20 protein-coding genes and 1 tRNA gene are annotated in these 16,967 nt (G+C 62.0%); 14 read left to right on the top strand and 7 right to left on the bottom strand.

The annotated features are described in order from the left end of the window. Positions 1 to 280 precede the first annotated feature (280 nt). Both NKJ84_RS02060 and NKJ84_RS02055 read left to right on the top strand, forming a co-directional pair. Positions 281 to 904, top strand: a complete 624-nt coding sequence (locus NKJ84_RS02060; protein ID WP_352505121.1) for a DUF5343 domain-containing protein — start codon at positions 281 to 283, stop codon at positions 902 to 904. Beyond that, positions 904 to 1,422 carry a hypothetical protein gene (locus tag NKJ84_RS02055; RefSeq protein WP_352505120.1) on the top strand — a complete coding sequence of 173 codons (519 nt, stop codon included), beginning with the start codon at positions 904 to 906 and terminating at the stop codon, positions 1,420 to 1,422. The genes NKJ84_RS02060 and NKJ84_RS02055 overlap by 1 nt, the downstream gene beginning before the upstream one ends. A gap of 21 nt (positions 1,423 to 1,443) precedes the next feature. Here the strand turns inward: NKJ84_RS02055 and NKJ84_RS02050 are convergent, their stop codons facing one another. Both NKJ84_RS02050 and NKJ84_RS02045 read right to left on the bottom strand, forming a co-directional pair. Further along, positions 1,444 to 2,985, bottom strand: a complete 1,542-nt coding sequence (locus tag NKJ84_RS02050; RefSeq protein ID WP_352505119.1) for a tyrosine-type recombinase/integrase — start codon at positions 2,983 to 2,985, stop codon at positions 1,444 to 1,446. A gap of 89 nt (positions 2,986 to 3,074) precedes the next feature. Beyond that, positions 3,075 to 3,159 (bottom strand) — tRNA-Leu (locus NKJ84_RS02045). A gap of 274 nt (positions 3,160 to 3,433) precedes the next feature. Between NKJ84_RS02045 and NKJ84_RS02040 the strand changes: the two genes are divergently transcribed. Both NKJ84_RS02040 and NKJ84_RS02035 read left to right on the top strand, forming a co-directional pair. Beyond that, positions 3,434 to 4,021 (top strand): YqaA family protein, encoded by a 588-nt coding sequence (locus NKJ84_RS02040; protein WP_023721063.1) that lies wholly within the window; start codon positions 3,434 to 3,436, stop codon positions 4,019 to 4,021. Positions 4,022 to 4,040: 19 nt separating this feature from the next. Next, a complete protein-coding gene (locus NKJ84_RS02035; protein ID WP_352505118.1) occupies positions 4,041 to 4,559 on the top strand; it encodes a disulfide bond formation protein B in 519 nt (172 codons plus the stop codon). Between the two features lie 219 nt (positions 4,560 to 4,778). On the opposite strand, the gene NKJ84_RS02030 is transcribed toward NKJ84_RS02035, so the two are convergent. Continuing rightward, positions 4,779 to 5,336: an HNH endonuclease gene (locus tag NKJ84_RS02030; protein ID WP_254816681.1), complete on the bottom strand. Its 558-nt coding sequence runs from the start codon at positions 5,334 to 5,336 to the stop codon at positions 4,779 to 4,781. A gap of 129 nt (positions 5,337 to 5,465) precedes the next feature. Further along, entirely contained in the window at positions 5,466 to 6,107 is a 642-nt protein-coding gene (locus tag NKJ84_RS02025) for a DNA-3-methyladenine glycosylase family protein (RefSeq protein WP_254816680.1), read from the bottom strand. 123 nt (positions 6,108 to 6,230) lie between these two features. Here NKJ84_RS02025 and gluQRS point away from each other — a divergent pair, with 123 nt between their 5' ends. Together gluQRS and NKJ84_RS02015 are read left to right on the top strand one after the other, a co-directional pair. Next, positions 6,231 to 7,106 (top strand): tRNA glutamyl-Q(34) synthetase GluQRS, encoded by an 876-nt coding sequence (gene gluQRS, locus NKJ84_RS02020; protein ID WP_352505117.1) that lies wholly within the window; start codon positions 6,231 to 6,233, stop codon positions 7,104 to 7,106. Between the two features lie 149 nt (positions 7,107 to 7,255). After that, positions 7,256 to 8,146: a DMT family transporter gene (locus tag NKJ84_RS02015; protein WP_352505116.1), complete on the top strand. Its 891-nt coding sequence runs from the start codon at positions 7,256 to 7,258 to the stop codon at positions 8,144 to 8,146. Here the strand turns inward: NKJ84_RS02015 and NKJ84_RS02010 are convergent. Next, positions 8,113 to 8,967 (bottom strand): YihY/virulence factor BrkB family protein, encoded by an 855-nt coding sequence (locus NKJ84_RS02010; protein ID WP_352505115.1) that lies wholly within the window; start codon positions 8,965 to 8,967, stop codon positions 8,113 to 8,115. The genes NKJ84_RS02015 and NKJ84_RS02010 overlap by 34 nt on opposite strands. A 57-nt stretch (positions 8,968 to 9,024) precedes the next feature. Here NKJ84_RS02010 and NKJ84_RS02005 point away from each other — a divergent pair, with 57 nt between their 5' ends. From NKJ84_RS02005 to NKJ84_RS01975, 7 genes are all read left to right on the top strand, one after another. Beyond that, positions 9,025 to 9,891 carry an SDR family oxidoreductase gene (locus NKJ84_RS02005; protein WP_352505114.1) on the top strand — a complete coding sequence of 289 codons (867 nt, stop codon included), beginning with the start codon at positions 9,025 to 9,027 and terminating at the stop codon, positions 9,889 to 9,891. A 23-nt stretch (positions 9,892 to 9,914) separates the two neighbouring features. After that, positions 9,915 to 10,106 (top strand): twin transmembrane helix small protein, encoded by a 192-nt coding sequence (locus tag NKJ84_RS02000; protein WP_352505113.1) that lies wholly within the window; start codon positions 9,915 to 9,917, stop codon positions 10,104 to 10,106. A 25-nt stretch (positions 10,107 to 10,131) separates the two neighbouring features. Beyond that, positions 10,132 to 10,713 carry a cob(I)yrinic acid a,c-diamide adenosyltransferase gene (locus NKJ84_RS01995; protein ID WP_254816675.1) on the top strand — a complete coding sequence of 194 codons (582 nt, stop codon included), beginning with the start codon at positions 10,132 to 10,134 and terminating at the stop codon, positions 10,711 to 10,713. 22 nt (positions 10,714 to 10,735) lie between these two features. Further along, positions 10,736 to 11,539 carry a rhomboid family intramembrane serine protease gene (locus tag NKJ84_RS01990; protein WP_352505112.1) on the top strand — a complete coding sequence of 268 codons (804 nt, stop codon included), beginning with the start codon at positions 10,736 to 10,738 and terminating at the stop codon, positions 11,537 to 11,539. Between the two features lie 206 nt (positions 11,540 to 11,745). Continuing rightward, positions 11,746 to 12,495 (top strand): electron transfer flavoprotein subunit beta/FixA family protein, encoded by a 750-nt coding sequence (locus NKJ84_RS01985; protein WP_352476294.1) that lies wholly within the window; start codon positions 11,746 to 11,748, stop codon positions 12,493 to 12,495. Between the two features lie 18 nt (positions 12,496 to 12,513). Further along, entirely contained in the window at positions 12,514 to 13,443 is a 930-nt protein-coding gene (locus NKJ84_RS01980; RefSeq protein WP_352505111.1) for an electron transfer flavoprotein subunit alpha/FixB family protein, read from the top strand. A gap of 114 nt (positions 13,444 to 13,557) precedes the next feature. Continuing rightward, positions 13,558 to 14,436, top strand: coding sequence for a 3-hydroxybutyryl-CoA dehydrogenase (locus NKJ84_RS01975; RefSeq protein ID WP_352505110.1), 879 nt, complete (start codon positions 13,558 to 13,560; stop codon positions 14,434 to 14,436). A gap of 9 nt (positions 14,437 to 14,445) precedes the next feature. On the opposite strand, the gene NKJ84_RS01970 is transcribed toward NKJ84_RS01975, so the two are convergent. Beyond that, the gene (locus NKJ84_RS01970) at positions 14,446 to 15,084 is read right to left on the bottom strand and encodes an NrsF family protein (RefSeq protein ID WP_352505109.1); all 639 of its coding nucleotides are present in this window, start codon (positions 15,082 to 15,084) and stop codon (positions 14,446 to 14,448) included. Positions 15,085 to 15,086: 2 nt separating this feature from the next. After that, positions 15,087 to 15,629, bottom strand: coding sequence for a sigma-70 family RNA polymerase sigma factor (locus tag NKJ84_RS01965; protein WP_352476289.1), 543 nt, complete (start codon positions 15,627 to 15,629; stop codon positions 15,087 to 15,089). 201 nt (positions 15,630 to 15,830) lie between these two features. Between NKJ84_RS01965 and NKJ84_RS01960 the strand changes: the two genes are divergently transcribed. After that, the gene (locus NKJ84_RS01960; protein ID WP_352505108.1) at positions 15,831 to 16,838 is read left to right on the top strand and encodes an iron ABC transporter substrate-binding protein; all 1,008 of its coding nucleotides are present in this window, start codon (positions 15,831 to 15,833) and stop codon (positions 16,836 to 16,838) included. Positions 16,839 to 16,967: the final 129 nt, after the last annotated feature.

Raw genomic sequence — 16,967 nt, 5'->3', positions numbered from 1 at the left:
ATCAGGCGCGAGGCCATTGCCCTGTGCTAGTGGTCCGGTTATTCACCCGCTCGCCCCGGCGTCACCCGCTCAAGGTATTGCAACGGCCATCGTCACGGAAACCGGTCGGGCCACTCATCGTGGAACCTGAGGCGGTACGGGGGTCGGCGCGCGTGCCTGTTGTCCGATCACCCGCTCACATTTTTCTACCAAATATTCCCGGGGGATTGTGATCATCCCTGCTTGCAGTCTTTTGTGTTAACAAAGAGAACTGTGCAAACAGAATGGGACGGAGGGATGAATGGTTGACATTGTTTACACGACAGTACCGGGAAAAATCAAAACCCTTCTGACAAAAATCAGAGGAACAGGCATTCCATCAAAGGTTACTGTAAACTGGCTGAAGGGAATTGGGTTCACTTCCAGCAATGATGGAACGCTGGTCCCCGTCTTGCGCGTAGCCGGTATGATCGACGGCCAAAGCGTCCCTACTCCCAGATGGTCCGAGTACCGAACATCTAAGCATCGCGCGGTCTTGGGCGAAGGAATTAAGTCGGGCTATTCCGAACTATTTGCCGTCTACCCGGATGCCAACAAAAGAAGCAATGCGGAACTGGAAAATGTCTTCGCCTCGCGTTCGTCGGTGGGAAAGCAGGCAATCTCCAAGACCGTAAGCACGTTCAAAACGCTCGTTGAGGAGGCCGATTTTGACGACGCGGCTGAGCCTCAAGACCACCCCGGCCATGATACACCGGCAAAGCGCCAGCCTGCTTCTGCCGCCCTGGCGCAACCTCAGCGGCCCAACCCGGCTTCGCCCTCCCTTCACATCGACATTCAGGTCCACATCTCATCCGATGCCTCCCTCGAACAGATCGACAAGGTCTTTTCGAGTATGGCAAAGCACCTATACGGAACTAGCTCTTAATGGCTGCCGACGTCACCAATTCGATCCGGCTTGCGAAGGGCATTAAAAGCGAGATTGACGCTGTTTTGGGACCGCCCGAGACCGGGCTCCCGTCAGAACGCCAGCTTGTCGTGCCGATGTCACTTGTTAGGGGCACTCGGGGCTACATTGAGAAGGTGGCGAACCAGATCAACGGCACTTACGAGCATGGTTGGTACGACGCGAGCGCGGTAATGATTAGGCGGCTAATTGAGACCCTGATCATCGAGGCGTTCGAGGCACACCAAATCGCCGATCGGATCAAGGGGCCATCCGGAGATTTCCTGTTTCTTCGTGACATGATCGATCAGACGTTGAAGGAGCAGACGTGGAACCTCGGACGAAACTGCAAAGCAGCACTGCCGCGTCTCAAGGACGTCGGTGACAAGTCCGCCCACAGTCGCAGGTTCATTGCTCAGGTTTCGGACGTGCAACAGTTGGTGCCCGAAATCCGAGTTGTGGTCCAGGAGCTTCTGTTCCTAGCCGCGCTGACAAAATAGTGCTCGCGGGCACCCAAAGCGTCAGTCTTCTTTGAGCTCTGAGGCGGGCGGCTTGATGGCTTCAAGGGCCTTCCTGACCGCCCTCGTCGCAACCTCAAGCCGCGCCTCAGGTCCCCCGTAACGCTTCCCTTCACCACCCAGCGTGTGACCGAGAACAAGGTTCCGGTCGGCCTCCTCCACCCCAGCCAACTTGAGCTTGTCGGCCATGTTGTGTCGAAGCGAGTGAACCCTCGCCAGCTTGTCGTCTGTGATCGCCCGAACGTGCTTCATGAGCGCCGCCGAAGCTGCCGTGTTGCCACCCTCAACGCCGTAGCGCGGGAACAGCATGTCGTTCTCGCCGGCCAGCTTCAGCGCTGCCCGCGTCGCATCAAGGGCATCACCCACAAGCGGCACCCTGCGGATTGACGCCATGGTCTTGAGCCCGCGCCGATCATGGGGCTTGATGTCGAGGTATGGCATGGCTCCATCCGCCACGACGTCCACAACCCGCAGCCCGGTCACCTCCGCAAGACGGCACCCGGTGCCCTCCAACATCCTCCAGATAAGGATGAGGTCGGATTGTCTGGAAAGCCTCTCGATCCTGTCGCGGATTGCCGCCGCCTCGTCGCCTGTGAGCGGCCTTCCTTCCTCGTCTGGCGTTGGCCCGCCATAGCGACCGCCCGCAAGGATCGGCAACCCTGTGAAATGGTTCTTTAGCTCGTGAAGGTCAGGGAACTCGGCAATAGCGTGGTTGATGATCGACCGGATGTCGTTGAGATAGCGGTCGACTGTCCCGGCAGCTACCTTGCCTTTCAGGTACGATTGCACCTTCCGGGCTTCTTCGCGCGTTATGCTTGCCACAGTCGGCACTCGACCCAGCGCCTCAACGATGGCGTCCGCTGCCCGTTCCGCGCGCTGCTCATCCTTCTTCCTCTCCAGTTCGCTCGGTTTGCTCAGCGCAAAGCGGTCCTGAAGGTAGCGCTTCTTGGCGTCTACGATGGTCACTGGCGGCGACTTCGGGTCGGGCGTCATCAGCACCCGAAGCAACGCCGCGTCGGCCTTCGTGATCCCCACCGGTGCGTCTGGATTGACCCTCGCATTGTAGTCGCCGCGCTCATGCGCATCGTTGTCGTCTACAGCGGTGGCGTAGGCTCCGCCCGCCGCCCGGTAGCTGGGGCGGTATTCCTCCGCGATGCTGTCGGCAATCTGCTCCCGCGCCTCGTGGCCGGTTGCGTCGTCGCTATCATTGTCTTCATGGCGGTAGGGATTGACGCCAAGGTCCCGTGCCCGGTCAATCGCATCGTTGAATAGCTCTCGCGCCGTCTTCGCCGGCTGAACCTTCGGCGTCTTGGCCTTGCCGTTCACCACGTCCCATGCTTCGGACAGTGCTTTCTCAACTTCCTTGTCGACCTTCCCATAGGCCTTTGTGGCGGCAGCGAGGGTCTTACCCAGCGGCACGGCGATCTCGCCCTTTCCAAGATGCTCCTTTAGCGCCCCGGGCACCGGGCGGCGGTATCGATAGGAAAGCGTCCCGCGCTTCTTGGCCTGCCGCTCTTGTAAATACTTCATCGTCACTTTGACCATAACTGTCCCTCGCTCAGTACCTAGCGTTGTACCTCAGGGGACTTCTAAGCCCTTGATGTTGTTGAATTTCCTGGCCGCAGAGGGTCCAGTGGTGCCCCTAGCCGGGATCGAACCAGCACTCCTTGCGGAACTCGATTTTGAGTCGAGCGCGTCTACCAATTCCGCCATAGGGGCTCAGGCCGGGCGGCCTGGATGGGCGCGGACTATACGGTTGGAGGCCTGTTCGTCAACTGGCCAAATCCCGACATCTCGGCTCGCTCAAGCCTCAGCCTTTCGATTTCGTGAAGCAGCTGCCATTGTGCAGCGCGGAAAATCTTTCTAGACAGGCGGCGCATGTCATTGAAGCGCACCTTGTCCGACGAGGTTGATGCGGGGCGCTTCCAAGTCTTGTTTGTACATGTCGTGATCCCAAGACCGCTTCTGGTTTGGGCGTGCATTAGGAGTGCCGATGCTTCGCGGACTTTACGACTGGACCTTGTCGCTGGCGGCGAGCAAATCCGCCGAATGGTGGCTGGCCTTCATCGCCTTCGTCGAGAGTTCGGTGTTCCTGGTGCCGGCCGACGTCCTCTATCTGCCGATGGCGCTGTCGCGGCCGGATCGCGCCTATCGTTACGCGCTGGTCGCCACCGTCGCCTCGGTGCTGGGCGGCATCGCCGGCTGGTTCATCGGCCATTATGCCTATGATGCGGTGGCGCGGCCGATCCTCGAATTTTATGGCAAATATGACGAGTTCGAAGCGATGCGCGTCTCATCGGGTGTCGGCTTCATCATCCTGATGCTGGTCACCTCCGGCCTCGCCCATCTGCCGCCGATCAAGGTAGTGACGATCCTGTCGGGCGTCATCGGTGTTCCTTTGCTGCTGTTCATCGTGCTGGCAATCGTGGCGCGCGGTGCTCGCTTCCTGTTTCTCGCGTGGCTGTTGCGCCGCTATGGCGAGCCGATCCGCCACTTCATCGAAAAGCGCCTTGGCCAGATTGCGGGCGCCGGCGCCGCTGCCCTGATTTTGCTCTATATCGTCGTCAAATACGCCGTCTGAACCGAACGGACTGAGCCCGATGACAGCGACCGTGAATGCCGATACCGGACGCCAGCGGCTGCGCATCGCCCTGTTTCTCGCCGTCGCCATGGCCGCGACCGTCGGCTCGGCGCTGGCCTTCCAGTATGTTGGCGGCTACATCCCCTGCAAGCTCTGCCTCGAGCAGCGCACGCCTTACTACGTCGGCGTGCCCTTGATGCTGCTGGCGGTGCTTGCGTCGGCGCTTCGGGCACCAGCCTGGGTAAGCCGTGGCCTGCTGGCCATTGGCGGCCTGCTGATGCTCTACGGCGTCTATCTCGGCGTTTATCACTCCGGCGTCGAATGGGGGTGGTGGCCGGGCCCGACCGATTGCACCGCAGCCGCCGGGCCGGTGGACACCGGCGGCAAGGGCGTGCTCGACGCGCTCGACAAATTCGTCCCGCCTTCCTGCGACAAGGCGGCGGTCCGCATCCTCGGCCTGTCGCTGGCGGGCTGGAATGCCATCGCCAGCTTTGTCCTCGCCGCCGTCGCGTTCCGCGGCGCCTTTGCCCGCGACTGAGTGGCAGAACGCAGAATTCGTTCAGAAATTCGTCAGGCCGGAGTGCATGACGTAGCTTCGAGAACCGGAGCGGAGCGTGCTAAGCTACGTGAGCACCGGCCTACGCCGGCCGTAGCCTTAACTACCACGCCACGACCGCTCATGAATGCTTCGGCCGGCGAAGGCCGGAAGCGCAGAAAGCCGCGTCAGGCGACCGGCATGGCGGATTTCTGCCGAACTCTACGGTTCGAGTTCGACATCCCAGTACAGATAATCCATCCAGCTTTGGTGCAGATGGTTGGGCGGGAACAGCCGGCCGTTATTATGCAAATCATGCACCGTCGGCTGGTAGGGCTTTTGCAGCGGCCACATCTTGGCGTGGGCCGGCATCATGCCGCCCTTCCTCAGATTGCAGGGGGAACAGGCAGCGACGACATTCTCCCAGGTCGTGGCGCCGCCGCGATGGCGCGGAATGACATGGTCGAACGTCAGATCGTCCGGCGTGCCGCAATATTGGCACTGGAAACGGTCGCGCAGGAAGACGTTGAAACGGGTAAACGCCGGATGCCTCGACGGCTTCACGTAAGCCTTCAGGCTGACGACGCTCGGCAGCTTCATCGAAAAGGTCGGCGACGAGACGGCGTGTTCGTATTCGGCGACGATGTTCACCCTCTCGAGGAACACCGCCTTGATGGCATCCTGCCAGGACCAGAGCGACAAGGGGTAATAGCTGAGCGGACGGTAATCCGCATTCAGCACCAGCGCTGGAAGCCCATCCGGAGATACGGCAACCGTCACGTCGTTGACCTCCTTCACCCTAGAACCGGTCGACGCGGATACTGTAAGCCCGACATGACAGGGATGTGAAGCGGATTGTCGATCATGCCCGGTCTCAAAAATGCATGATTTCAATGCTTTTTTGAGGATTCAGGCCGGAGGCGCGGCATCCCTGCCCTTCAATTCTCGATAATAAGCCCAGAAAAGCCGCGATGCGACACCGCGCCACGGGCTCCATGATTCGGCAAGCCGGATCAGCATTTTCTCCGGCGGACGCGGGTCGATGCCGAGCGCATGGCCGACCGCGCTCTGCAAAGCAACGTCGCGCGCCGGAAAGATATCCGGGTGTCCGGCGGCAAACAAAAGGTAGACTTCAGCCGTCCACGGGCCGATGCCCGGCACTCTGGTCATGGCCGCGATAGCCTCGCTTGCATCGAGCCGGCAGAGGTGATCGAGGTCGAGCCCGTCGGCCACCGCCTGTGCGACGGCAATCAGGCCGCGCTGCTTGGGCCGCGACAGTCCCGCGTTGCGAAAGATCGCCTCATCGGCGGCAAGGATCGCCTGCGGCGTCAGCGGATCGAGCAGTTCCGTCAGGCGGCCGAAGATGGCATCGGCGCTCGCGCGGGACACTTGTTGCGAAACGACGATGGAAGCAAGGCTCCTGAACCCCGGCTCCGACAGCCTGAGCGGCACCTCGCCAGCCATGCCGCGTACTTTTTCCAGGCGCGGGTCGAGCAAGCATAGCCTATCCAGCCCTTGCGCAATGTCGTCGAGGCTGGCGATGCGTTGCATGTCTGCTTGTTCCAAAATCAAAAGTGCCGCACGTTTCGTCACGTGTCCCTCTGGACGCACGACGCCGCCGGCGCAAAGTAGCAATTGGCGAAAGCGCCGCACAACCCGATTGCCCGCCGGACAATGACACTGCTGACATTCCGCTTCGCGCCGAGCCCGAACGGCGAACTGCATCTCGGCCATGCCTATTCGGCGCTGCTCAATCAGAAATTGGCAAAGGCGGCGGGCGGACGCCTGCTGCTGCGCATCGAGGACATCGACACGACGCGCTGCACGCCGGAATTCGAGGCAGGCATTTTTCGCGACCTGAAATGGCTGGGGCTTGGCTGGGAGGAGCCGGTGCGCCGCCAGTCCGAGCATTTTGCCGAATATCGGGCGATGCTCGAGCGGCTGATCGAAGCGGAGCTTGTCTATCCGGCCTTCATGAGCAGAAGTGAGATCCGCGCCTTCATCGCCGACAGCGAAAAGCGCGGCCGCGACTGGCCGCGCGACCCGGACGGCGTGCCGCTCTATCCCGCCGCCGACAAGGCACTGCCGCCGAGCGAACGCAAACGGCGCATCGCCGAAAATGTGCCATTTGCCTGGCGGTTGAACGTCGATGCGGCAATAGAGCGCGCCGGCAAGGACCTGTCATGGGCCGAATACACGGACGAGACGCTCTCCGCGGCGCGTCGTGTCGAAGCCCATCCGCAGTATTGGGGCGATGTGGTCGTGGCGCGCCGCGAAATCCCGACCAGCTATCACCTCGCTGTCACCATGGACGACGCGCTGCAGGGCGTCAGCCATGTCGTGCGCGGCCAGGATCTTTATTCCGCGACCAGCGTGCAGCGGCTGCTTCAGCAGCTGCTTGGCCTGCCGCAGCCGGCCTATTTTCACCATCGCCTGATCCTCGGCCCGGACGGACGAAAACTGTCGAAGAGTCTTGGCGATGCCAGCCTTGCCGCCCAGCGTGCGGCGGGCGCCTCGCCCGACGACGTAAGGCGGCTGGTCGGTCTCTAGCTAGACCGGCGAGCTGACGGCCATCAACGGCGCTCCTTCAATTCAAATGACTCTATGGATCAACCGTTTGGTTTTGCTTGCCGGCCCGAACGGCATTAAGCAGTCGCCGCAGTCGATCCCTCACCCGAATTCACCGCGGCCTCCTGAAAATGCACAGCCTCAAGCGGTTCATCCCCGCCTCTTTCGTCCTCCTGTGGGCGACCGGCTTCATCGGCGCGCGCTATGCCATGCCGTGGGCGGAGCCCTTTACTTTCCTGGCCGCGCGCTTTGTCCTGGCCGCAATCCTGCTTGTCGCTTTGATGGCCGCACTTGGTTCGAGCCGCGCCACCCGCGACGAGGCGCTGCACGCGACCGGCGCCGGCATCCTGATGCATGGGGTCTATCTCGGCGGCGTGTTCTGGGCCATCCACCGGGGCATGCCCGCTGGGCTTTCAGCCCTGATCGTCGGCCTGCAGCCCCTGATCACGGCAGTGCTCGCCGGCCGGATTCTGGGCGAGGCCATCCTGCCGCGCCACTGGGCCGGTCTCGGCCTCGGGTTGATCGGCGTGGTGATCGTGCTCTGGCCGAAGCTCGGCGCGCTCGGCGGCGGGGTGACGGCCGAAACATTGGGCGCCTCGCTGGTCTCCGTGCTCGGCATGAGCGCCGGCACGATCTGGCAGAAGCGTTTCGCCTCCGGCGGCGATCTGGTGGCTGCCACATTCTGGCAATATGTCGGCGGCGCATCGGTGATGGCTCTGGCCTCGCTCGCCTTCGAGACCCGAACGGTCATCGTCAACGGCGAACTGATCTTCGCCATGGCCTGGCTCGTGCTGGTGCTATCGATCGGCGCCATCTTCCTGTTGATGGTGATGATCCGCGACGGCGAGATGTCGAAGGTCGCCTCGCTGTTTTACCTCGTGCCGGCCGTCACTGCCGTCATCGCCTGGGCATTGTTCGGTGAGCAATTGAGCCCGCTCCAGATCGCCGGCATGGCAATCGCGACGCTCGGCGTCGGGCTGGCGACGGCTCAGCCGCCGACTCTCGCACGCGCCTCTAAATAGCGGCTGATCGCGGCGTTGAGCTCGCCACCGAGGATGAAGATCGCCGAGACGATATAGAGGAATACGACGGCGATCATGATCGAGGCGAGGCCGGCATAGGTCGTCACATAGGACGAGAAATGATCGAGATAGGCGGCGAAGATGGTCGACCCGATAAGCCAGCCGATCAGCGTGAAGATGATGCCAGGCACGATCGAAACGAAGCGGCGCTTGCCGGCCGGCAACCAGAAATGCACGGCGAACAGGCCGCCGATGATGACGACCGAGGCGATGACGTAACGCCACAGCGTGATCGTGCCCATGTAGGGCTTTATCCATTCGAAATGCGACTCGGCCAGCCGTGCCAGCAACGGCGCGAAGACCAGCAGCACGCTGATCGCCAAAAACCCGGCCGTCGCGATCAGCACGAAGATGATGCTCTGCACCCGCCGGTAGATGATGCCCCGAGTTTCCGAGACACGATAGGCGCGGTTGAGCGAAGTGCGCAGCGCCTCGATGCCGTTCGAGGCGAAGTATCCGGCAAGCACGATACCGTACGTCAACAGGTCGCTGCGCCTAACGGTAAGCACGTTGAGCACTTCGCGTGCGATCGGTTTGGCGATCTGCTCGGGCCATGTGTCGAACACAAGGTGCACGGCGGTGTCGGCGAAGGCCTGCGCGCCGAAAAAACTCGCCAGCGTCGTAGCGAAGATCAGGAAAGGAAAAAGCGCCATCAGCGCGGTGATCGCCAGATGGCTGGCCATTGCCCAGCCGTCGTCGGTGTTGAAATGGCCGAGCGCGTCATAGAGGACGCGTTTAAGGGCTACGATCTTCCGCAACAAGAACCGCGTTCCCTTCGATTGTCCGGATGCCGCGAATATGGGAAGGGTTTGCAGTAAATGACAACCCTAGGTCAAACCACCATTCCTCCCGGAGAAGAGTTGCGCACCATCATTGTCACAGGTGCCTCTTCCGGTATAGGCGCCTATTGCGCCCATGCTCTTAAGAAGGAAGGCTGGCGGGTGTTCGCAACGGCCCGAAAGCCCGAGGATATCGCCGCGCTCGAGGCCGACGGCATTGAGGCCTTCTATCTGGACTACACCGAGCCCGGATCGATCGAGGCGCTGGTGACGTCGGTGCTGGAACGGACCGGCGGCCGGCTCGATGCGCTCTTCAACAATGGCGCATACGGACAGCCCGGCGCCGTCGAGGACCTGCCGGTCGAGGCTTTGCGGCAGCAGTTCGAGGCCAATGTCTTTGGCTGGCATGATCTCACTCGCCGCGTCGTACCGGTGATGCGCCGCCAGGGCCATGGTCGTCTCGTTCATTGCTCGTCGATCCTCGGCCTCGCGCCGGTGCCTTTTCGCGGCGCCTACTCGGCATCGAAGCACGCTATCGAAGGGCTGATGCTGTCCCTCTATCAAGAACTCCGGGGTAGCGGCATCCATGTTTCGCTGATCGAGCCGGGGCCGGTAAAATCGAAGATCGCCAGCAACAGCCTCGCGTGGTTCCTGGCGAATATCGATCACGAGAATTCCGTTCATCGCCTCGCCTATGCGGCGCAACTCAAACGGCTGCGGGCCGGCGGCAGCACATCGCGGCTGAAGCCCGGGCCGGAGGTGGTTTATGCCGCCTTGCACCATGCGCTTCTGTCGCGGCGCCCGCGCCCGCATTATGTGGTAACAGTGCCGGCCAGGATCGGCGCGATCCTTAAACGCATCCTGCCGGCATCTGCACTCTACCGTCTGCTCGCCAAACGCGCCTGAACGCAATCCAACTGGAACACACCATGGCAACCGTCTTCAACATCCTCGCCGTTCTTGTCATGGTCGCAGTGGTGATCGTGCTGATGCGCGGCCTCATCAACATGATGCGCGGCGGCTCCAGCATGACCTCCAACAAGCTGATGCAGACGCGCGTGCTCCTGCAGTTCGTGGCCTTGGTGCTGATCATGCTGGCGGTGTATTTCACCCGTAAGTGACGCAGCACCAGTCGGGAGGTACCCCGTGGTCAAGCTCAACAAGATCTACACCCGCACTGGCGACGACGGCACCACCGGTCTCGGCTCCGGCGAGCGGCGGCTGAAATCCGACCTTCGGATCGACGCCTACGGCACGGTCGACGAGGCCAATGCCTGCATCGGCATGGCCCGCATCCATACAGCGGCAGTAAATCCGGCGATCGATGCGATGCTCGGCCGCATCCAGAACGATCTTTTCGATCTCGGCGCCGATCTGGCAGTCCCCGATAATGGCAAGCCGCTGGACTACGAGCCGCTGCGCATCGTAGCCTCGCAGACCGACCGCGTCGAACAGGACATCGACCTCCTCAACAAAAATCTGCAGCCGCTCAAATCCTTCGTGCTCAATGGCGGCACGCCGGCCGCCGCCGCCCTTCACCTCGCCCGCACGGTCGCGCGCCGCGCCGAGCGCATCATGGTGGCGCTGTCGCAAGACCCAAACGAGCCCGTCAACCGCGAGGCAATAAGGTACATCAACCGCGTCTCGGACTTCCTGTTCGTTGCCGCGCGCGCGGTCAATGACAACGGAAACGCCGACGTGCTATGGGTTCCTGGCAAGAACCGCTGAAATCCGCCGAGTTGGGGACCCGATGTTCATCCCGCTTTACGACACCAACAGGCTGCGGCACAGCAAGCTGCAATATGTGACCATCGGCCTGATCGCGCTCAATGTGTTGATCTACCTTGTCACCACGCTTGGCGGTGAGGACTTCTCCAACGCCGCGGTGCTGGGCCTCGGCTTCATCCCGTCGGTCGTGCATGACAGCGTCGAGCTCGATCCGCAATTCGTCGTCATTCCCGAGAGCCTGAGCTACCTGACTTATTCCTTCCTGCACGCGGATATCTTCCACCTCGGCGGCAACATGCTTTTCTTGTGGGTATTCGGCGACAATGTCGAGGATGCACTCGGCCACATCCGCTACCTCATCTTCTACCTGCTTTGCGCCATTGCCGGCGCTTTCTTCCAGGGTCTGGTGGCCTGGGATTCGCAAGTGCCGCTGATCGGCGCGTCGGGCGCCATCGCCGGTGTCGTCGCTGCCTATCTGATCCTTTATCCGCGCGTGAAGGTGTGGGTGCTGGCCTTCGCCCGCATCCCGTTGCGTATCCCGGCTTTCATCCCGCTCATCCTGTGGATCCTGTTCCAGATCTTCATGTTTGCCCAAGGAGGCGAGGATCAGGTTTCCTGGGCCTGCCATATCGGCGGCATCATCGCCGGAGCCGTGCTGGTGCTTGTCTTGCGCAGCCGCGGCGTGCCGCTGCTCGCCGCTGCGGATGAAGAGACTGTGGTGGTCGCCGGCCATGTGCCCGTTGCCGTAGAGCCGGCGCCAAGCGAACCACAACCTGCGCAGCAGGCGCCGCGCTGGGGCCGGGGAAGCGTTTCCGGTCCGGACTGAACTGATTTGAGTGCTTCGCCGAGGATCCGAGTGCGCCCGGATATTGACGCGCGGCGTCGCCGCAACTACGCAAGCGCCACCCTACTGGCGTGGCGAAGACCAGAATTCCGTCCGGAATGTCGGCTTTCGACAACTCTGAAGAGGTGCACGCTGCTATAGCGCGTCCGACGCGCGTGAGAGACTATCGTGAAAGAGGTGACAGGCAAATGAAGATCCTTGTGCCCGTGAAGCGGGTTGTGGATGCGAACGTCAAGGTCCGGGTGAAAGCGGACGGTTCGGCGGTGGAACTCGCCAACGTCAAGATGGCGATGAACCCGTTCGACGAGATCGCGGTGGAAGAGGCGATCCGGCTGAAGGAAGCTGGTAAGGCCGAAGAGATCATCGTCGTGTCGATCGGGCCGCAGCAGGCACAGGAGACCTTGCGCACGGCGCTCGCCATGGGCGCCGACCGCGCCATCCTGGTCAAGACCGACGAGCAGACTGAGCCGCTGGGCGTCGCCAAGGTGCTGAAGGGCGTCGTCGAGGCAGAACAGCCCGGCCTTGTCATTCTCGGCAAGCAGGCGATCGACGACGATTCCAACCAAACCGGCCAGATGCTGGCCGCACTTCTCGGCTGGGCGCAGGGCACCTTCGCCTCCAAGATCGTGCTCGACGGTGAAAAGGCCACGGTGACGCGCGAAGTCGATGGCGGCCTGCAGACGCTGGAACTGAAGATGCCGGCAATCGTCACCGCCGATTTGCGCCTGAACCAGCCACGCTACGCGTCGCTGCCCAATATCATGAAGGCCAAGAAGAAGCCGCTCGACGAGAAGAGCCCTGCCGACTACGGCGCCGACGTCAAGCCGCGGCTGAAGGTGATCAAAACCGAGGAGCCGGGCGGCCGCAAGGCGGGCGTCAAGGTCAAGAGCGTCGCCGAACTGGTCGACAAGCTGAAGAACGAAGCCGGCGTGCTGTAGGCCAGGAAGGGATAAAAAATGACAATTCTTCTGATTGCTGAACACGACAACGCTGCGCTTTCCGACCAGACCGCCAAGGCGCTTTCGGCGGCGCTGCAGATCGGTTCGGACGTGCATGTGCTAGTTGCCGGCAAAGATGCCAAGCCGGCAGCGGACGCAGCCGCCAAGCTCAAGGGCGTTACCAAGGTGCTGCTCGCCGACGCTGACGAACTGACCGAGCGTCTCGCCGAACCGCTGGCGGCACTAGTCGTTTCGCTTGCTGAGCCATACGAGACGATCATCGCGCCGGCGACCTCGTCGGGCAAGAACGTCGCGCCCCGCGTGGCGGCGCTGCTCGATGTCGCCCAGATATCGGAAATCATCGAAGTCGTGTCGCCCGACACCTTCAAGCGGCCGATCTATGCCGGCAACGCCATCCAGACGGTGCAGTCGAGTGACGCTAAGAAGGTTATCACGGTGCGCACCGCTTCCTTCCAGGCAGCACCCGAGGGTGGTTCCGCGCCGGTCGAGACGGTTCAGGCGGCGGCCAATCCCGGCCTGTCGAGTTTTGTCGAGAACAAGCTCTCCGAGACCGACCGTCCAGAGCTGACCTCGGCCAAGATCATCATCTCGGGTGGCCGTGCGCTGGGCTCCTCCGAGAAGTTCCAGGAGGTCATCCTGCCGGTCGCCGACAAGCTCGGTGCGGCGGTTGGCGCATCTCGCGCCGCCGTCGATGCCGGCTATGCGCCGAACGACTGGCAGGTGGGCCAGACCGGCAAGGTGGTAGCGCCCGACCTTTATATTGCCGTCGGCATCTCCGGTGCCATCCAGCACCTTGCTGGCATGAAGGATTCGAAGGTGATCGTTGCCATCAACAAGGACGAGGAGGCGCCGATCTTCCAGGTCGCCGACTACGGTCTCGTCGGCGATCTTTTCGTCATTCTGCCGGAACTGCAAAAGGCGCTTTGACGCCTTCTGCCAAAGCGTATTAAATTCTGAGGGGTGGGGTAGACGAAGTCGCCCCGCCCTTTTAGTTTGCACTGCACAAAAAACGGGCCGCAAAGGCCTCGACGGGATCGGGTAATGAGCAAGATCGAGACGATCGGCATCATCGGCGCGGGCCAGATGGGCGGCGGCATCGCCCATGTGTCGGCGCTGGCGGGCTATAAGGTGCTGGTTTACGATATTTCGCCCGACCGCATCGAAAAGGGCATCGCTACGATCAGCGGCAACATGGCCCGTCAGGTCGGCTCCGGCAAGCTCGAGGAAACGCTGCGCAATGAAGCGATGGCGCGCATTTCGGCGGCGCCGGCCATGGACGACCTTGCGGGCGCCGATCTGGTGATCGAAGCGGCGACCGAGGACGAGACGGTCAAGCGCAAGATTTATGCCCAGCTCTGCCCGCAGCTCAACCCCGAGGCCATCCTGGCGACGAACACATCATCGATCTCGATCACACGGCTGGCTTCGCAGACCGACCGGCCGGAACGCTTCATCGGCATACATTTCATGAATCCGGTTCCGGTGATGAAGCTGGTCGAACTGGTGCGCGGCATCGCCACCGAGGACCAGACCTTCGAGGCGGCAAAAACCTATGTGAAGCAGCTCGACAAGACGATCACCGTCTCGGAGGATTTCCCGGCCTTCATCGTCAACCGCATCCTGCTGCCGATGATCAACGAGGCGATCTACACGCTCTATGAAGGTGTCGGCTCGGTCGACGCCATCGATACCGCCATGAAGCTCGGCGCCAACCATCCGATGGGGCCGCTGCAGCTTGCCGATTTCATCGGGCTCGATACCTGCCTGTCGATCATGCAGGTGCTGCATGACGGACTGTCGGATTCGAAATACCGCCCCTGCCCGCTGCTGGTCAAATATGTCGAGGCCGGCTGGCTCGGACGCAAGACCGGGCGCGGCTTTTACGACTATCGCGGCGAGCATCCCGTTCCGACACGCTGATTCTTATCGCTACCAGCGCACAAAAAGTCGTCCGCCGAGCGCCCCGAGCACGGCAAGGATGGCGACCGCAATCGTGTACCAGGTGGCGACGAAAAGCGGCGAATCGTCGAAGCAATGCGCCGCATAGAAGGTCGCCGCCAGCCCGCCGGCAAGCAGGCCCGCGGCCGCACCGGCAAGCACCGGCCTTGTCGGCGCGCCATGGCGCAGGACCGCGAGAAAGACGGCAAGCGGGCCGATCCCGATCAACGGAATGAAGGTCAGGCAGATGACCAGGTTCGTGCCGACCAGGCGTGTGCCCCAGTCGGACGCAGGCACGGCGAAGAGTTCGAGAATCACGGCCACAATCACCAGCAGCGGGGCGGCGATCATCCAGCTTGCCGCTCGGCGGGTCGATGCACCGGGCGTCGACAGCGCATGCACCAGGGCAAAGGCGCTGACCGAAAGAGCGATCGTGAAGACGAATTTGGACAGGAACCGCATCGTGTGCATGGCGATCGCAATGTCGGGGCGCGGGCCGATCGTCAGCCAGAAAATCGCCGCCGCGATCACCATGGCCGAACCGGCGGCAAGCCACCAGGCGGCGCCCAGCGGCAGCGCCTTGCTGCGGGCATCGGCGTCGAGCGCCTTGATGAGATCTTCAGTCCTCATTTTTATTCCCGCCCCGCCCCGAACCGTTTGGCAATGGCGGCAAGCCCGCGGTGCAGTGACACCCGCACCGCCGTCTCGCTGATGCCGAATTTGGCCGCCGTCTCGCCGATCGAACGGCCTTCGACCGATACGGCCGAGACGACGGAACGCTGTGCCGGCGACAGGCTGTCGAGCGCCCGGTTGACGTCGCGCTCGCTCACCGTCTCCGATTCCGGCTCGGCAAAGGTCTCGGCGATTTCGTCGATCTCGACCTCGATCCGCCGGCCGCGCCGCCGGAATGCGTCGATCAGCTTGAAGCGGGCTATTGCATAGACCCAAGGCAGCACCGGCGCATTATGGCGCCAGGTGTGTCGTTTCACATGAATGGCCAGCAAGGTTTCCTGCACGACATCCTCGGGATCCACCCCACCCTGCACGATCTTGCGCCGGGCAAAGCCACGAACGAGCGCGGCGATCCGGTGCAGAAAGTCGGCATAGGCCCTTTCGTCTCCAGCGATCGCGGCCCGCAGCAGCCGTGAAAGCTCGGCTTCGTCCTTGCCGCTCACAAGAGTTCACTCCCCGATATTCGCGTCTCGGCGCTGATTTGTTACGGGGCCGGCGAAATAATGTCCAAAGCAAATTAGCTGAGCATCACGAAAGTTTGCCCTTTTGAGCAATTGAGTGGGCCAGCAATGTTGACTGCGCTAGTCATGTATTGGTAGGTGCAGCGTGCCAAGCCAACGACCATCGAAATCGAGGACGACGCCATGAAATACGCTCTTTCCGCCCTTGCCGGTGCGACAGCACTTGCAATCAGCCTGATCGCCGGCCCGGCAATAGCAGAGGACGAGGGCATCGTCGTCTACAACGCCCAGCACGAAAACCTGACCAAGGCCTGGGCGGAGGGATTCACCAAGGAAACCGGCATCAAGGTTACCGTCCGCAATGGCGGCGACAGCGATTTCTCCAATCAGATCGTTGCGGAAGGCACCGCTTCGCCCGCCGATGTATTCCTGACGGAGAATTCGCCGGCCATGGCATTAGTCGAGGCGGCCGGCCTGTTCGCACCGGTCGACACCGAGACGCTGGCCCAGGTTCCGCAGGAGTACCAGCCGGCGAGCGGCAAATGGGTCGGCGTCGCGGCGCGCAGCACGGTCTTTGCCTACAACAAGACCAAGCTGGCCGCCGACCAGCTGCCCAAATCGCTTCTCGATCTCGCCGATCCGAGCTGGAAGGGCCGTTGGGCCGCTTCGCCCTCCGGCGCCGATTTCCAGGCGATCGTCAGCGCGTTTCTGCAGCTCAAGGGTGAGGCAGCGACGGCCGAATGGCTAAAGGCGATGAAGGAGAATTTTACCGCCTATAAGGGCAACAGCACGGTGATGAAGGCGGTCAATGCCGGCGAGGTCGAAGGCGGCGTGATCTATCACTATTACTATTACGGCGATCAGGCCAAGACCGGCGAGAACAGCAAGAACGTCGAGCTGCACTATTTCAAGCACCAGGATCCCGGCGCTTTCGTCTCGGTTTCCGGCGGTGGCGTGCTGGCGTCGAGCAAGCACCCGAAGGAAGCGCAGGCTTTCCTGAAATGGGTCACCGGCAAGGGCGGCCAGGACGTACTGAAGACAGGCGATTCGTTCGAATACGCAGTCGGCAAGGGCGCCGAGTCCAATCCGAAGCTGGTGCCGCTAGCCGATCTGCAGGCGCCGAAAGTCGACCCGACGACGCTGAACTCGAAGAAGGTGACCGACCTGATGACGGCGGCCGGCTTGCTTTAGCCGGCGTTCGTCCTAAAAGGGCAACCGACTGCGCTCCTGTGGAATTCGCTTTCCGCGGGAGCGCTCTGTTTTCAAGATGGCATTTGTCCATGACCACAAGCTGCTCGCCGCATTCGCCGACGATTGTTT

This window comes from Mesorhizobium sp. M0048 (assembly GCF_040323405.1).
Lineage (GTDB): Bacteria > Pseudomonadota > Alphaproteobacteria > Rhizobiales > Rhizobiaceae > Mesorhizobium.
This window is presented reverse-complemented; position numbering and strand designations above follow the sequence as displayed.

What these genes read in the sequence shown, in the direction of transcription:
- NKJ84_RS02060 (WP_352505121.1), top strand. Translation starts at nt 281, where the DNA reads ATGGTTGACATTGTTTACACGACAGTACCGGGAAAAATCAAAACCCTT.
- NKJ84_RS02055 (WP_352505120.1), top strand. Translation starts at nt 904, where the DNA reads ATGGCTGCCGACGTCACCAATTCGATCCGGCTTGCGAAGGGCATTAAA.
- NKJ84_RS02050 (WP_352505119.1), bottom strand. Translation starts at nt 2,985, where the DNA reads ATGGTCAAAGTGACGATGAAGTATTTACAAGAGCGGCAGGCCAAGAAG.
- NKJ84_RS02040 (WP_023721063.1), top strand. Translation starts at nt 3,434, where the DNA reads ATGCTTCGCGGACTTTACGACTGGACCTTGTCGCTGGCGGCGAGCAAA.
- NKJ84_RS02035 (WP_352505118.1), top strand. Translation starts at nt 4,041, where the DNA reads ATGACAGCGACCGTGAATGCCGATACCGGACGCCAGCGGCTGCGCATC.
- NKJ84_RS02025 (WP_254816680.1), bottom strand. Translation starts at nt 6,107, where the DNA reads ATGCAACGCATCGCCAGCCTCGACGACATTGCGCAAGGGCTGGATAGG.
- gluQRS (WP_352505117.1), top strand. Translation starts at nt 6,231, where the DNA reads ATGACACTGCTGACATTCCGCTTCGCGCCGAGCCCGAACGGCGAACTG.
- NKJ84_RS02015 (WP_352505116.1), top strand. Translation starts at nt 7,256, where the DNA reads ATGCACAGCCTCAAGCGGTTCATCCCCGCCTCTTTCGTCCTCCTGTGG.
- NKJ84_RS02005 (WP_352505114.1), top strand. Translation starts at nt 9,025, where the DNA reads ATGACAACCCTAGGTCAAACCACCATTCCTCCCGGAGAAGAGTTGCGC.
- NKJ84_RS02000 (WP_352505113.1), top strand. Translation starts at nt 9,915, where the DNA reads ATGGCAACCGTCTTCAACATCCTCGCCGTTCTTGTCATGGTCGCAGTG.
- NKJ84_RS01990 (WP_352505112.1), top strand. Translation starts at nt 10,736, where the DNA reads ATGTTCATCCCGCTTTACGACACCAACAGGCTGCGGCACAGCAAGCTG.
- NKJ84_RS01985 (WP_352476294.1), top strand. Translation starts at nt 11,746, where the DNA reads ATGAAGATCCTTGTGCCCGTGAAGCGGGTTGTGGATGCGAACGTCAAG.
- NKJ84_RS01980 (WP_352505111.1), top strand. Translation starts at nt 12,514, where the DNA reads ATGACAATTCTTCTGATTGCTGAACACGACAACGCTGCGCTTTCCGAC.
- NKJ84_RS01975 (WP_352505110.1), top strand. Translation starts at nt 13,558, where the DNA reads ATGAGCAAGATCGAGACGATCGGCATCATCGGCGCGGGCCAGATGGGC.
- NKJ84_RS01970 (WP_352505109.1), bottom strand. Translation starts at nt 15,084, where the DNA reads ATGAGGACTGAAGATCTCATCAAGGCGCTCGACGCCGATGCCCGCAGC.
- NKJ84_RS01960 (WP_352505108.1), top strand. Translation starts at nt 15,831, where the DNA reads ATGAAATACGCTCTTTCCGCCCTTGCCGGTGCGACAGCACTTGCAATC.